Below are 14,505 nucleotides of genomic sequence, written 5' to 3' on the forward strand. Positions count from 1 at the left end.
TTGTGAAGCGGCCAGATTTGTTACAATCTGGCCGTTTTTTTATATGATATTTTAAGTACCAAGGATATCGCATGGATACCCGTTTCGACGAATTACTAGATTTTCCAACAAACCAAACGTTTAAAGTCATGGGCGTTGCTCATGAAGACCTACCTCAACAGGTAGTGAGCTGCCTTCAGCAACATGCGCCAGGCGATTACTCGCCTAACGTAAAACCAAGTAGTAAAGGTACTTACCACTCGGTTTCTATCAGTGTGCGTGTAACCAGTAAAGAGCACATGGAAACCATTTACACTGAACTTGCCAAATTAGAGCTGGTTAGGGTTGTACTTTAAGTGAATGAGCAGTCGATAACGTCTGACGCGACCGGCGTTATAGTGCGTCAGTTAGGGCGTCAGCCGTATGAGCCTATCTTCGAGGCAATGAAGCGCTTTACCGATGAGCGCGACCAAAACACCCAAGATGAAATTTGGCTTGTTGAACACGATGCTGTCTTTACGCAAGGACAAGCAGGCAAAGCTGAACACATACTTATGCCTGGTGATATTCCTGTTGTTCAGGTTGACCGAGGCGGCCAAGTAACCTATCACGGTCCAGGCCAACAAGTTATTTATCTGATGCTAAACATTAAGCGCAGAAAGCTAGGTGTTCGCCATTTAGTCACTGCTATGGAAGAAGCGGTGGTCGGACTACTTGGAAAATACGGCGTAACCGCGTATCCAAAGCCCGATGCGCCTGGCGTATACGTCGATGAGAAGAAAGTTTGTTCATTAGGTTTAAGAATACGTAATGGCTGCTCGTTTCATGGCTTAGCTTTAAATGTTAATATGGATCTATCACCGTTTCAGCGCATTAATCCTTGCGGTTATGCAGGTATGGAAATGATCGATACCGCGCGCCTCAATGGTCCGACTACGCTTGAAACCGCTGGTAATGAATTAACGCATTTGTTGCTAGAAGCGCTTTCCATTGCACAGCCAACATACAAAGAAGGTTTTGATGAGTAATGCACGACCTCAAGCGGGGGTAAAACTCCGTGATGATGAAAAAGTAAAACACATTCCCGTCACTATTATTCCTACTGAAAAGGAAGAAATGCTGCGCAAGCCGGAGTGGATTAAAATCAAGCTTCCTCGTACTACCGAGAAAATTGATCACATCAAACAGACACTTCGCAAAAACAACCTTCACTCTGTTTGTGAAGAAGCAAGCTGTCCTAACCTTGCCGAGTGTTTCAACCACGGTACAGCCACCTTTATGATTCTTGGTGATATTTGTACCCGTCGTTGTCCTTTCTGTGACGTAGCCCACGGTAAACCCCTTCCTCCTAATGCAGAAGAGCCTGAGAAGCTGGCTAAAACCATTGCAGAAATGAATTTGCGCTATGTGGTTATTACTTCTGTTGACCGCGATGACCTTCGCGACGGTGGCGCTCAGCATTTCGTAGATTGTATTAACGCCATTCGCGAACACAGTCCAACAACGACAATCGAAGTATTAGTACCCGATTTTCGTGGACGTATGGATCGTGCACTTGAGATTTTCAAAAACGGCGTGCCTGATGTGTTCAACCACAACTTAGAGACGATCCCGCGTTTATACCGTGAATGTCGCCCTGGCGCGAATTACCAATGGTCGTTGGATTTGCTCAAGAAGTTTAAAGCGCAACACCCTGACGTGATGACCAAATCTGGTCTGATGATGGGCATGGGCGAAGAGAACGAAGAAATTCAAGGCGTACTTGATGACCTACGCGCTCACAATGTGGACATGCTTACGCTGGGTCAATACCTTCAGCCAAGCCGTCACCACTACCCGGTTAAGCGCTACGTACACCCTAAGGAATTCGACGCCCTAGGTGACTATGCAAAAGAAATTGGTTTCACGCATGCAGCATGCGGCCCTATGGTGCGCTCTAGCTACCATGCAGACCAACAAGCAGCGGGTAAAGAAGTCAAGTAGTACCGAACTTAAGCAAAAGGCTCAGCCTAGCGCTGATAAAAAGTTGATACAGAATAAAAGCGGTGATCTTCACCGCTTTTTTGTGCCTTCGTATTTCAGGGTGACAAACCCGTGGGTATTGTTAGAATGCCCGTCAATTACGCTATTCCCTTTTGAAAAGTATTCCCAAATTAAGGGTAAGGTCATTTCATGCGCAAACATATATATATTGCCTATACAGGTGGAACTATTGGTATGAAGCCGTCTAAGCAAGGCTACGTACCCGCTGCAGGCTTCTTGTCAGACACACTGAAAAAGATGCCGGAGTTTCACCGCTCTGAAATGCCCCTTTTTACCCTGCATGAATACGATAATCTTATCGATTCATCAGACATGGATCCGTCTGACTGGCAGCGTATTGCCGATGATATCGCCGACAACTACGACAAGTACGATGGCTTCATTATTTTGCACGGTACAGACACCATGGCATACACCGCCTCGGCGTTGAGTTTCATGCTTGAGGATTTGTCAAAACCTGTCATTGTAACCGGTTCTCAAATTCCACTGGCAGAGCTTCGCTCAGATGGTCAAGTCAACCTTCTAAACGCGTTATACGTTGCCGCGAACTTTCCCATTGCCGAAGTTGGACTGTTCTTCAACAACAGACTACTTCGTGGCAACCGCAGCCGTAAAGTAGATGCAGATGGGTTCAGTGCCTTTGACTCCCCTAACTTTCCTCCACTGTTAGAAGCTGGCATTAACATTCGTCTGAAGGCCGGTGAATTAGCGAAGAGACCAAATAACACCTTAACGGTATCGAAAGTCAAAGCCCAACCGATCGGCATGGTTAGTTTGTATCCAGGTATTGCGCCAGAGGTCATTAAAAACACGCTACAGCAGCCGGTGAATGCACTGATTTTACTGAGCTATGGTGTGGGCAATGCACCTCAGAACCCTGAGCTTATTGCACAGTTAAAATACGCAAAAGCCAGGGAAATTCCTGTTTTGAACTGTACCCAGTGTATGCGCGGTCGCGTAAACATGGGTGGATATGCCACTGGCCATGGTTTGCAAGAAGTAGGAGTTTTATCGGGTAGCGATATGACGCCCGAGGCTGCCCTCGCGAAACTGCACTACTTATTGAGTAAAGGGCTTCCTTTTGAGGAAATAAGCCATCTATTAACGCAAAACTTGCGTGGCGAATTAAGCGATTAACAGCGTTACAAATAAAGTATTTAAGAAAAAGGTTTCAACAAGTGACAACAACATATTCGGGTATGCTAAAAAAAATGCGTACCACCGCTGATGAAAACAATACCGTGCACTACTCGCTTCCAATTGGTGATGAGTTGGTAGATATCAATTCTCTTATCGGCAAGGAACTAACGGTAACCTATTCTGGTGAAATCAACTGTGTTCACTGCAACCGCAAAACCAAAAAAAGCTTCAACCAGGGATACTGCTACCCGTGTTTGATATCTCTGGCGCAATGCGATAGCTGCATCATTAAGCCAGAAAAGTGCCATTACCACGAGGGGACGTGCAGAGAGCCTCAGTGGGGCGAAGAACATTGTTTTAGCGAGCATTTTGTTTATTTGGCTAACACAGGTACGGTAAAAGTGGGCATCACTCGTCAAGTCACTGAAGGCGTGTCTACGCGATGGATGGATCAAGGGGCTACGCAAGCTACCGTAATGCTGCGAGTTCCTGACAGGCTTACCAGTGGTTTGGTTGAAACGTTATGCAAGGATCACATTGCAGATAAAACCAATTGGCGAACAATGTTAAAGGGCAAACCTGACGAGGTTGATTTAGAACAGGTCAAAACCGAATTAATGGGTAAAATTGAAAGTGAGTTAGAAGCGCTGAAGCAAGAAAAAGGGCTTCAAGCAGTATCAGAAGTGACTACGCCTATCCATGATATTCATTACCCTGTTGAAGATTATCCGGTAAAGATAAAATCTTTAAACTTAGATAAGACACCGTCATTTACTGGTGTATTGCAAGGTATCAAAGGGCAATACTGGATGCTAGATGGCGATCGCGTTATTAATATCAGGAAGTTCGCTGGTTATAATGTAGACCTATCTTTCTAGGTTAAATGTTAGGGTCTTATTTTAGCTTACTTATAAAAATAAGACCCTTGTTACCCGCCGCTAGCTATCTAATGCGGCAGTTTATTCGAATAGGTATCAACTACTGCCAGAATTCAAAGTAGTCGTTACTATTTCTTTGCGGTTTAGGTGCAGGCTCAAACGCTGGTGTTCCTAAATATAAGAAACCTACCAGCTCGTCTTCTTCACTTAAACCTAATCCGTTTCTTACCGTTTCACAGTGTGCGTAACCACCGGTGCGCCACATGCCGTTAAACCCTTGTGCTACTGCTGCCATTTGCATCGCCATTACGCCACAGCTTGCTGACGCTATCTGCTCAACACGCGGTACCTTTTCATGTTCCACATACTTTGCGATGGCTACGATAACCATAGGTGCGCGGTGAGGAAGCTGCACGGCACGTTCAATTTCTTTCTGCGACTTTTCATTTTCAATAGCGGATTGCTCATAGAGTGCACCTAGCTTATCCAGCCCTTTTCCTGTGCACACAATAAAACGCCACGGAGTAAGACAAGCATGGTCTGGGGCACGTAGTGCAGCCTGCATAATATTTTCTAAGGCATCACCACTAGGTGCTGGCGCTTCCAATCGAGGCTGAGAACTTCTGTTGAGTAACAATGTTAATGCGTCCATTTACGTCCCTACTTTTTTTTTCGCGTTGCTGTTATCACGCTTCGATTTTCATAATCAAGATAAGCGTGCCAACAACAATGATTTACCTAAACTGAATGCTAGATCCTACGGTTCATAAACGAAAAAGACCAGAAAATTCCGGCCTTTTGTACAGCAAATGGAGCGTTCCTAGTTACTTTTAGAACCCATGGCTTTATTCACATAGTAATCGACACTAAAGAAGCGTCCACCACCATAGATAAACAAAACTAAAAGCATAATAAAATAGGTAGCAGCGAATTCGATGCCGTTGTTAAGTACCACAAAGTTACCGCTGGAAGTAAGCCAGTCATAATGGCCATGCTCTTGTAACAATGATTTAGCCGCCGCCAGCTTTTCTGGCGCAGCCATTATGTTTTCATTCGTTAAGATTGTACCGTCGGCTAGCCATGAAGACGCATCAGCAATAGCAAGCCACCCATTCTTAGCGTGAACACTCACCATGGCGACTATCATGGTTACCATTAACGGAATACTCACCAAGCGCGTCAATGCACCCAATAACAATAGAACACCGCCCACGAGTTCTGCAGCTGTAGCTAAGAACGCCATTACCAAAGGCATTGGTAAACCAAGCCCATAATCATCGTTACCAAACCAATCTACAATACTGTCGAAACTGGATGCTTTATTCCAGCCAGCCTGTATCATCACTGGTGCTAAATACACGCGCAATAAAAGTAAAGGAATGCCATCTGCCACTTGCAGTCGGGCTACGATTTGTTGGTAAATGTGTGTCATTGTTTTGCCTACTTTGTGTGATTAAGAAATAAGAACGGCACTTTATGAAAAAAATTTCATCGCGCGAAAATAAGCCCTCACCGTTTTTACGACTAATGAAAAAGGGTCATGGAAAAACCGGCTATAAAGCAAAGAATGGAAAATTTCTTATGACGATGAGCGAGGATAATCACAAACGTATTGCCTCCCTCATTCAAAAGTGGCTGGAACAAGACGAAAAAAAGAACGCAGAATAAAAGTCATGGTAAGTCGTCGAAAACAAAGACACTCACAAAAAATTACAATTAAGTTCGCGATCTTACTCGATTTAGGTAACATAATAGAATGCAGTACGTGAGTAAGGTATGCCTGATCTATCTTGCTCTGGTTAGTTAATTCAAAAAAAGGTAGTGATTAAAATGGCAGCCAAAGGAAATTGGACTAAATCCTTGTTTATTGGCTTGTGGACGGTGCTTAACTTCACCCGCAAACTTTTCTTTAATTTGATATTCATTGTTATTTTTGTTGGATTGATTATCGCCATTGCTGGTCAGGATGACGACCCGCTAACGGTCAATAAGGACAGCGCGCTTTTCCTTACTTTGAACGGCAAACTCGTTATTGAAAAAGAAAGCATTGATCCTTTTGAGCAATTTTTGCAGGAATCACTAGGTAGCGAGCCCGAAAACCCAGAAGTGCTTGTTCGCGACGTAGTTAAAGTGCTAGAGAATGCCAAAAAAGATCGACGTATAAAAGCCCTTGTTCTGGATCTACACGGGTTAACAGGCGGCGGTTTAGATAAATTGCGTAATGTGGCCAACGCTATCGACACATTCAAAGAATCAGGAAAACCCGTTTACGCAATTGGCGATTATTTCTCACAAGATCAATATTATCTAGCCGCTCATGCTGACAATATCTATCTAAATCCCATGGGTGGCTTGATGTTCGAAGGTTACGGACGTTACGGCATGTACTTTAAAGACATGCTTGAGAAACTCAAAGTTACCACGCACATATTCCGCGTAGGGACTTATAAATCTGCCGTTGAGCCTATCATGCGCAACGACATGTCTGATGAAGCAAAAGAAGCGGAAAAGCAATGGTTAGACGGCTACTGGGCGCAATACAAGTCTGACGTTGCGTCAGCTCGCGGTATTGACGAGTCTAACTTCGATGAAACCTTGGAAGGTCTATTAGCTAAGTTTGAAGCTGCTGGTGGTGACTTTGCTCAGTATGCCCTTGAAAACAACTGGGTAGATGCTTTAAAAACTCGCGAGGAAGTGAGAGTTGAATTAACCGAATTAGTGGGTGAAGGTGATAACGAACACGGCGTAAACCTCACTACATTCAACACTTATCTCAAAGTAGTGAACCCACCCATGCCTGTTATCGAATCAGACATGGATAAGATAGCCATTGTTGTTGCAAAAGGGACTATTTTAAATGGCAATCAAAAAGCGGGCACCATTGGTGGAGATAGCACTGCACGCTTACTCAGAAAAGCACGCTTAGATGACAACGTAAAAGCTGTTGTTCTTCAAATTGATTCACCGGGAGGCAGTGCATTTGCTTCTGAAGTGATTCGTCAAGAAGTATTGCAGCTCCAACAAGCCGGCAAGCCGGTTATTGCCTCTATGAGTACTTACGCGGCGTCTGGTGGCTACTGGATTGCAGCAAGTACCGACAAAATTATTGCCAGCCCAAGCACTATTACAGGTTCTATTGGCGTGTTCGGCATGTTCATGACATACGAAAACTCACTCGACTACCTTGGTATCCATAGCGACGGGGTGGGTTCAACAGAGCTTGCCGGGTTCTCAGCTGTTCGCCCTCTTGCACCTGAATTTGGCCAAATTTTACAGCGCAATGTGGAAAACACTTACGGCAATTTCTTGTCGCTCGTATCTAGTGCACGTGACATGTCTGTTGAAGACGTTGATAGCGTTGCGCAAGGTCGCGTTTGGATAGGTGAAGACGCAATTGAATTGGGCCTTGTTGATCAATTGGGCACCCTCGAAGACGCTGTTACTGCCGCGGCAGAATTTGCAGAGCTTGAAAAATACGACACTTTCTATGTTCAACGTACCTTAAGTGCACAAGAAATTTTCTGGAAAGAGTTTTTCGGCCAGGCTATGACGTTTGTAGGAAAGTGGCAGTTTGCTAACGCCGACTCTGCATTAGTTAACGAATTCAAACGTGTGCTCCAAGAGTTTAGTCTGATCAATAAGCTTAACGACCCTAAAGGTACTTATGTTTTGTGTTTACCTTGTGATGTTGAGTAATATGCATTAAAAACAAGAAAGCATAATCATACGTATAGTGAGGCAGCAAGATCGCTTCAAATGACCTAACTAATGAACAGCGTCGCGTTATATCCGACGCTGTTTTTTGTTGCTATGAGCAGGCTGAGCAATATTTTAAACGTAGTTTTGACCGCCCAACCATCACTTTTAGACGCTCAGGTAAAAATGCAGGCACTGCATTTTTGCAACAAAACCGCGTTAACTTTCACCCTCTTCTTTTCAAAGATAATGTCGATGCGTTTCTTGAGGACGTGATCCCGCATGAGGTCAGTCATTTACTGGTATGGACTTTGTTTGGTAGGGTCCAACCCCACGGGAAGGAATGGCGATCGATTATGCTGGGTGTTTTTAAGCGCTCGCCATCAGCTACGCATCAATTCGATGTAAAGCAGGTAGCCAAAACCTTTCTATATGAATGTAATTGCGATACATATGCGTTGAGCACGCGAAGGCACAATAAAATTTTAAAAGGAGCTCAATACAGGTGCAGGAAGTGTCAAAGCCTACTTAAAGCATCGTAAGCGCTTTGCAGTTCACCAAATAACTCCTCATTTACCCTGTCTAACGCTCGACTTGGTGAAACTTGGCCTTTTGTTAGTTAAACCAATGCTTGGTAAAAGCATTGTCTAAGTCGTTAAACGCCGTTTTAAGAAGCTGCGCGAGTTCTTTGTACTTAGGTTTAGACTTTGCTTTACTCACACTAACGCCTTGCGTACGCATTTTTGAATGGATTTCTTGGTACCAGCTTTTAAGTTGTGGCGGAAGGTATTGGTCTGAGCGATGCCCTAGCCATAACAAGCCCTGCATAGGCAGGCTTAAGAAAAAAGCGCCTATGGTAATAGTTTGAGGGAGATAATCTGTGCCAAGGTTTTGATACAAAAGTGCGCACGACACCATCGCGACAGGCGGCATTGTTTTAATCGCAAATTTGGTCGCAGCGACAACCCGGCACTCTGGAAAAAAGGCGTAGAGCTCTTTTCTGACAGGCCATGTCTTCATGTACTGCTGACCGTTTTTCAACATTGTCATTACTGATTGAGACATGGCTCACCTCTTCTTTTTTAGGTACGTACTTCTAAATTGTAAACGGCTTTTTTGGCATTACAATTTTATTGCGCTTTTTTCACGCATATTGGCAGTGCTATTCATCCTAACCACTGCTACTCAATTTTATCAAATAAGACCGCTCAATGGATCATTAAGTTTCATTGCAGTCTTGGCGCGCTTTAATTGCAAGCCGAATATTATCTGTAGCTATTTGTTCTGCGTTTCGATGCAGCTATTAGGGCACAAACTGCTTAACTCATTCTTGCTCGTAAAGGTACTACAAAGTTAAAACGAGCTTAATAATTAAATGGTATAAATTGAACTTATCTTTAAGTGACATTTTTCTCTCTTAAAGGCATCATATAGCGCTTAAGCCCAAACAATGTGCAGAATGGCTTTGTTGTTATTTTAATTAAACGAGTTAATGACACACCTTCAGATGCTGCACTGGCAAACTACTATAATAAAAGTAACTAGGTGTTGTGCTTGATTTACGAATTTTCGCCCCTACCTAGCCTTCTAAGAGAATTTTATAAGTAACCCACGGCGGGTGAATTATTTGGAGAGGAAAATGGCAGAAAGCAGACACGTCCGTCTACTTATCTTGGGTTCAGGCCCAGCAGGTTATTCAGCAGCGGTTTACGCTGCACGTGCAAACCTTAAACCTGTACTGTTAACTGGTATTCAACAAGGCGGACAGCTTACTACCACAACAGAAGTAGAAAACTGGCCGGGCGATCCTGAAGGCCTAACTGGCCCAGATCTAATGGTTCGTATGCAAAAGCATGCAGAGAAGTTCGATACCGAAATCATTTTCGACCATATCAACAAAACTGATTTTTCAAAGCGTCCCTTCACGCTTTATGGCGACAGCGGCACTTATACGTGTGACGCACTAATCATTGCCACAGGCGCGTCTGCTAAATACTTAGGTCTTGAGTCTGAGCAAGCCTTTATGGGTAAAGGTGTTTCTGCCTGTGCGACCTGTGACGGTTTCTTCTACCGCAACCAGAAAGTAGCGGTGATAGGCGGCGGTAATACAGCCGTTGAAGAAGCGCTTTATCTTTCAAACATCGCTTCAGAAGTGCATGTTATTCACAGAAGAGATAGCTTTAGAAGTGAAAAAATTCTTGAGCAACGCCTTCGTGATAAAGCAGAAAACGGTAACGTGGTATTACACTTAAACCGTACGCTAGATGAAGTGCTCGGTGACGAAATGGGTGTAACCAAAGTCCGTATTAAAGATACGAACAGCGAAGCGACAGAAGAGCTTGATGTTATGGGTCTATTCGTTGCTATCGGTCACAAGCCAAACACTGATATCTTTGATGGCCAGCTAGAAATGAAAGACGGCTATATCGTGGTGAATAGTGGCACTAACGGAAACGCAACGCAAACTAGCGTTGAAGGTGTATTTGCTGCCGGTGACGTGAGCGATCACATTTATCGTCAAGCTATTACTTCTGCAGGCACAGGCTGTATGGCTGCATTAGACGCTGAAAAATACTTAGACGGTACTATGCCTGAACAAGGCTAATACTGTCCTCCTAAGCCCTGCATCTTTGCAGGGCTTTTTTCCGGCCTATTTATGATAGCGTTACATTATATTGAAGAGGGCGCCCCCTTCCCTTCTGTAGACACCGCCCTAGACGATCCTAACGGCCTATTAGCATTCGGCGGCGACCTTAGCCCTGCCCGTTTATTTTCAGCTTACTCTCAGGGCATATTTCCTTGGTTTAGTGATGACGAGCCGCTGTTGTGGTGGTCACCCGACCCCAGAGCCATTATTGAACTCGACAATTTTGTCGCATCGAAAAGCCTTAAGAAGCTTGCTCGAAAACGAAAGTACACAGTAACGTTAAATCATGCGTTTGACCGTGTCATTGAAGCTTGTTCATCAACCCCTCGCAAAAATCACAATACAGGGGAATTAAACAGCGAAACATGGATAACTGATGACATGATTGCAGCCTATCGGCAGCTTAACGGTTTGGGGTTAGCGCACTCAGTGGAAGTATGGGACGGCGAAACATTGGTGGGTGGACTATATGGCGTTGGAATTGGCAAGGTATATTGCGGTGAATCGATGTTTCACTGGGAAAGTAATACGTCAAAACTTGCTATGATGGCTTTGGTTGAGCACATGAAGTCTCACGATATGGCCTTTATTGATTGCCAGCTTCCTACCGATCATTTGGCATCTCTTGGTGCGAATACGTTACCACGTGAAAACTTTATTGAAAAACTTGAAAACAACAACCACACTTTAACTGAAGACGGTAGGCTGTCAGAAGACTACCTTAATCGTTGGAAGCCAAGAGTGATTACTCCGTGAAGTTTGGTATAACCCAATCATTTTCATGTAGCTATTTGCCCGATGAGCAAGAGCAATTATTAGTATACGCCGAAAATAATGATTTTCAGGCGTGGCGATACTCGCAACTTATTCAAGTGGGGTTTCGACGAAGCGGTGAACAAATTTACCGTCCACACTGTTCAGATTGTAAGGCTTGTAAATCGGTACGGATCCCGGTTGATGCTTTTACGCCTTCTCGCAGTCAAAAAAGGCTGCTTAAAAAAAATAATGGGTTTCGCGTTGAGTTGGTGGATAAAACCAAAGACTCCTACTACCCGTTATACGAGCGCTACATCACAGAACGACATGCTGACGGCAGTATGTACCCGCCATCAAAAACACAATTCGATAACTTTGTACGATGTGATTGGATGCCAACCCACTACCTTGAGGCATACGACGGTGACAGGTTGATCGCAGTAGCCGTAACGGATGTGGTCGATGCCAACGAGGATATGGGGGCACTCTCTGCTCTGTATACATTTTTTGACCCCGACTATAGTTCAGTGTCGCTAGGTACTTGGATGATACTCATGCAAATTGAGCAAGCAAAGCATTTAGGGCTTCAATACGTATATTTAGGCTATTACGTAGAGGGCTGCCAAAAAATGTCTTACAAGCATAAATTTTTGCCATTTGAGCATTTTAGTGACAATGAATGGCATCTATTTACCAAAAATAGTAAAATGCCCACTTAATTGCTTTACACTGAACCCAAGATTGGGTAAGGTCTGCGCGGCAAAAATTTTGAATTACTGAGGTAACTGCTTTACATGGCAAAAGAAGATTGTATTGAAATGGAAGGTACTGTGTTGGACACGCTACCTAACACTATGTTCCGCGTTGAACTAGAAAACGGTCACGTGGTGACTGCACACATCTCTGGTAAAATGCGCAAGAACTATATCCGTATTCTTACTGGCGATAAGGTCACCGTTGAGATGACTCCTTACGATTTGACCAAAGGTCGTATCGTTTATCGCGCAAGATAATGAGCCATTTAAGCGGTAACGCATAAAAAAAGCCCGATTAAGATCGGGCTTTTTCGTATTAAATGCTTTGCTTTATCAGCTTGGCTCTGCTTCTTCAGACGTCGCTCCTACACCTGAGTACTCAAAGGTAAGTTTGTCGTCGACGCAATCCACTTTAACGTTTCCGCCCTTAGACAGTTCGCCAAACAATAACTCGTTCGCCAACTCTTTCTTAAGATCATCTTTAATAACGCGTGCCATAGGACGTGCTCCCATTGCTTTGTCATAGCCTTTCTCGGCCATATAAGCGCGAGCTGCACTGGTAACCTCAAGCGACACACCCTTCACGTCAAGCTGTGCCTGAAGCTCAATGATGAACTTATCGACCACTTGTAGAATAATTTCAGGGTCAAGGTGATTGAACCAAATTATACCGTCTAGGCGGTTTCTGAATTCAGGTGTAAACACCTTATTGATTTCAGACATCGCATCGTGACTGTGATCTTGTTGCTTAAAACCAATGGACTTGCGCACTGTTTCCTGAACACCAGCATTAGTGGTCATCACCAACACCACGTTTCTGAAGTCAACTTTGCGGCCGTTGTTATCAGTCAGCGTACCGTGGTCCATCACTTGAAGAAGAATATTGTAGATGTCGCTATGCGCTTTCTCAATTTCATCTAACAAGACTACCGAATACGGATTTTTAATCACCGCATCTGTTAACAGACCACCCTGGTCGAAGCCAACGTAACCAGGAGGCGCGCCAATAAGGCGGCTCACAGCATGACGTTCCATGTACTCAGACATATCAAAACGTACAAGCTCAACACCCATGATTTTAGCCAGCTGTTGAGTTACTTCTGTTTTACCAACACCAGTTGGACCGGCGAATAAGAAACTACCAATTGGTTTTGCTTCATTGCCAAGCCCAGAACGTGACAGCAATATAGCGTCATTAAGCGTCTCTATAGCCTTATCCTGTCCAAATACGACCATCTTAAGGTTGCGACCAAGGTTTTTAAGTACTTCTTTATCAGAGGCTGAGACAGACTTCTCTGGGATTCGCGCCATTTTCGCAATTATTTGCTCAATGTCACCCACACCAATAGTCTTTTTACGCTTGGAAGGTGGCAACAAACGCTGACTTGCTCCCGCCTCGTCCATTACATCAATGGCCTTATCTGGAAGGTGACGTTCATTGATGTATTTCGCTGACAATTCTGCCGCAGCTTGAATCGCTTTTTGAGTAAAGCGCACGTTATGGTGCTCTTCGTAGCGGCTCTTAAGGCCAAGCAATATCTTTGTGGTATCGCTCACGCTAGGTTCAGTTACGTCAACTTTTTGGAAACGACGTGCCAGCGCGCGATCTTTCTCAAAAATACCTTGGTATTCTTGATATGTGGTTGAGCCAATGCAACGTAGTTCACCGCTTGACAGCTTAGGCTTAAGTAAGTTGGAAGCATCCATCACACCGCCTGATGCAGCACCCGCGCCTATAATGGTATGGATTTCATCAATAAACAAAATAGCGTTTTTATCTTTGCCTAGCTCTTTCAAGATTGCTTTTAAACGCTTCTCGAAGTCACCGCGATATTTAGTACCAGCAAGAAGGCCACCTAAATCAAGTGAATATACCGTGCTTTCAGCAATAACATCAGGCACGTCTTCGTTTACTATTCGGTAAGCTAAACCCTCTGCTATAGCAGTTTTACCTACGCCCGCTTCACCCACTAGTAATGGGTTATTTTTACGACGACGACATAAAATTTGGATCGTACGCTCTACTTCAGAATCGCGCCCAATAAGCGGGTCAATTTTGCCGTCTTTTGCGTGGCGGTTAAGGTCGGTAGCGTATTTACTTAACGCAGAACCACCCTCTTCACCTGCTTCAGATTCTTCCGATGCTTCAGGGTTAACAGGCTCGTCATCATCTGCTTTACTAACACCATGACTGATAAAGTTCACAACGTCTAAGCGCGTTACGTCTGCTTTCTTAAGAATGTAAACCGCCTGCGACTCTTGCTCACTGAAGATAGCGACGAGCACATTGGCGCCCGTAACTTCGTCTTTACCCGACGATTGCACATGAAAAACCGCCCGCTGAAGCACGCGCTGAAAACCGAGCGTGGGCTGAGTTTCCCGTTCGTTTAATTGGTCATCCAGAATAAGTGGCGTCGTATCTTTAACGAACGATAGCAGTTCACTCTTAATCGCCTCGATATCGGCACCACACGCTTTAAGCGCATCACGAGCAGCTGAGTTATCAAGCAATGCCAACAACAAGTGCTCAACCGTCATAAACTCGTGACGGTGCTCTCTGGCAAATACAAACGCTTCATTCAACGTTTGTTCTAATTCTTTATTTAACATA

General features: G+C 44.3%; 16 protein-coding genes. 12 read left to right on the forward strand and 4 right to left on the reverse strand.

Annotation, left to right across the window (positions count from 1 at the left end; translation table 11 throughout):
- Positions 1–71: 71 nt before the first annotated feature.
- The 5 genes from ybeD to RJ41_RS11245 all read left to right on the forward strand — a co-directional run bounded on the left by ybeD (position 72) and on the right by RJ41_RS11245 (position 4,040).
- Positions 72–335 carry a DUF493 family protein YbeD gene (ybeD, locus tag RJ41_RS11225; RefSeq protein WP_014949347.1) on the forward strand — a complete coding sequence of 88 codons (264 nt, stop codon included), beginning with the start codon at positions 72–74 and terminating at the stop codon, positions 333–335.
- Entirely contained in the window at positions 336–1,007 is a 672-nt protein-coding gene (gene lipB / locus RJ41_RS11230) for a lipoyl(octanoyl) transferase LipB (protein WP_039220610.1), read from the forward strand.
- Positions 1,000–1,962: a lipoyl synthase gene (lipA, locus tag RJ41_RS11235; RefSeq protein ID WP_039220613.1), complete on the forward strand. Its 963-nt coding sequence runs from the start codon at positions 1,000–1,002 to the stop codon at positions 1,960–1,962. The genes lipB and lipA overlap by 8 nt, the downstream gene beginning before the upstream one ends.
- Before the next feature lie 189 nt (positions 1,963–2,151).
- Positions 2,152–3,159 carry an asparaginase gene (gene ansA / locus RJ41_RS11240; RefSeq protein WP_039220616.1) on the forward strand — a complete coding sequence of 336 codons (1,008 nt, stop codon included), beginning with the start codon at positions 2,152–2,154 and terminating at the stop codon, positions 3,157–3,159.
- A gap of 41 nt (positions 3,160–3,200) precedes the next feature.
- On the forward strand, positions 3,201–4,040 hold the full coding sequence (locus RJ41_RS11245) for a DUF2797 domain-containing protein (protein ID WP_084081848.1): 840 nt from the start codon (positions 3,201–3,203) through the stop codon (positions 4,038–4,040).
- Between the two features lie 100 nt (positions 4,041–4,140).
- Here the strand turns inward: RJ41_RS11245 and RJ41_RS11250 are convergent, their stop codons facing one another.
- Complete coding sequence (locus RJ41_RS11250) at positions 4,141–4,692, reverse strand: NAD(P)H nitroreductase (RefSeq protein ID WP_039220622.1); 552 nt, start codon at positions 4,690–4,692, stop codon at positions 4,141–4,143.
- Between the two features lie 168 nt (positions 4,693–4,860).
- A complete protein-coding gene (locus tag RJ41_RS11255; protein ID WP_039220624.1) occupies positions 4,861–5,472 on the reverse strand; it encodes an HvfX family Cu-binding RiPP maturation protein in 612 nt (203 codons plus the stop codon).
- Positions 5,473–5,516: 44 nt separating this feature from the next.
- Between RJ41_RS11255 and RJ41_RS11260 the strand changes: the two genes are divergently transcribed.
- The 3 genes from RJ41_RS11260 to RJ41_RS11270 all read left to right on the forward strand — a co-directional run bounded on the left by RJ41_RS11260 (position 5,517) and on the right by RJ41_RS11270 (position 8,278).
- Positions 5,517–5,708, forward strand: a complete 192-nt coding sequence (locus RJ41_RS11260) for a hypothetical protein (RefSeq protein ID WP_039220626.1) — start codon at positions 5,517–5,519, stop codon at positions 5,706–5,708.
- A 162-nt stretch (positions 5,709–5,870) separates the two neighbouring features.
- Positions 5,871–7,736: a signal peptide peptidase SppA gene (gene sppA / locus RJ41_RS11265; protein WP_039220628.1), complete on the forward strand. Its 1,866-nt coding sequence runs from the start codon at positions 5,871–5,873 to the stop codon at positions 7,734–7,736.
- 89 nt (positions 7,737–7,825) lie between these two features.
- Positions 7,826–8,278: a SprT family zinc-dependent metalloprotease gene (locus tag RJ41_RS11270; RefSeq protein ID WP_039220630.1), complete on the forward strand. Its 453-nt coding sequence runs from the start codon at positions 7,826–7,828 to the stop codon at positions 8,276–8,278.
- A gap of 73 nt (positions 8,279–8,351) precedes the next feature.
- On the opposite strand, the gene yfbV is transcribed toward RJ41_RS11270, so the two are convergent.
- Positions 8,352–8,801 (reverse strand): terminus macrodomain insulation protein YfbV, encoded by a 450-nt coding sequence (gene yfbV / locus RJ41_RS11275; RefSeq protein WP_039220633.1) that lies wholly within the window; start codon positions 8,799–8,801, stop codon positions 8,352–8,354.
- Between the two features lie 574 nt (positions 8,802–9,375).
- Between yfbV and trxB the strand changes: the two genes are divergently transcribed.
- The 4 genes from trxB to infA all read left to right on the forward strand — a co-directional run bounded on the left by trxB (position 9,376) and on the right by infA (position 12,152).
- On the forward strand, positions 9,376–10,341 hold the full coding sequence (gene trxB / locus RJ41_RS11280) for a thioredoxin-disulfide reductase (RefSeq protein WP_039220635.1): 966 nt from the start codon (positions 9,376–9,378) through the stop codon (positions 10,339–10,341).
- Between the two features lie 51 nt (positions 10,342–10,392).
- Positions 10,393–11,139, forward strand: coding sequence for a leucyl/phenylalanyl-tRNA--protein transferase (gene aat, locus RJ41_RS11285; RefSeq protein WP_039220638.1), 747 nt, complete (start codon positions 10,393–10,395; stop codon positions 11,137–11,139).
- The gene (locus RJ41_RS11290; protein ID WP_039220641.1) at positions 11,136–11,858 is read left to right on the forward strand and encodes an arginyltransferase; all 723 of its coding nucleotides are present in this window, start codon (positions 11,136–11,138) and stop codon (positions 11,856–11,858) included. The genes aat and RJ41_RS11290 overlap by 4 nt, the downstream gene beginning before the upstream one ends.
- A gap of 75 nt (positions 11,859–11,933) precedes the next feature.
- Entirely contained in the window at positions 11,934–12,152 is a 219-nt protein-coding gene (gene infA, locus RJ41_RS11295; protein ID WP_014949333.1) for a translation initiation factor IF-1, read from the forward strand.
- A gap of 75 nt (positions 12,153–12,227) precedes the next feature.
- On the opposite strand, the gene clpA is transcribed toward infA, so the two are convergent.
- Positions 12,228–14,504, reverse strand: a complete 2,277-nt coding sequence (gene clpA, locus RJ41_RS11300) for an ATP-dependent Clp protease ATP-binding subunit ClpA (RefSeq protein WP_039220644.1) — start codon at positions 14,502–14,504, stop codon at positions 12,228–12,230.
- Between the last annotated feature and the right edge of the window lies 1 nt (position 14,505).

This window comes from Alteromonas marina (assembly GCF_000808575.1).
GTDB classification, from domain to species: Bacteria; Pseudomonadota; Gammaproteobacteria; order Enterobacterales; family Alteromonadaceae; genus Alteromonas; species Alteromonas marina_A.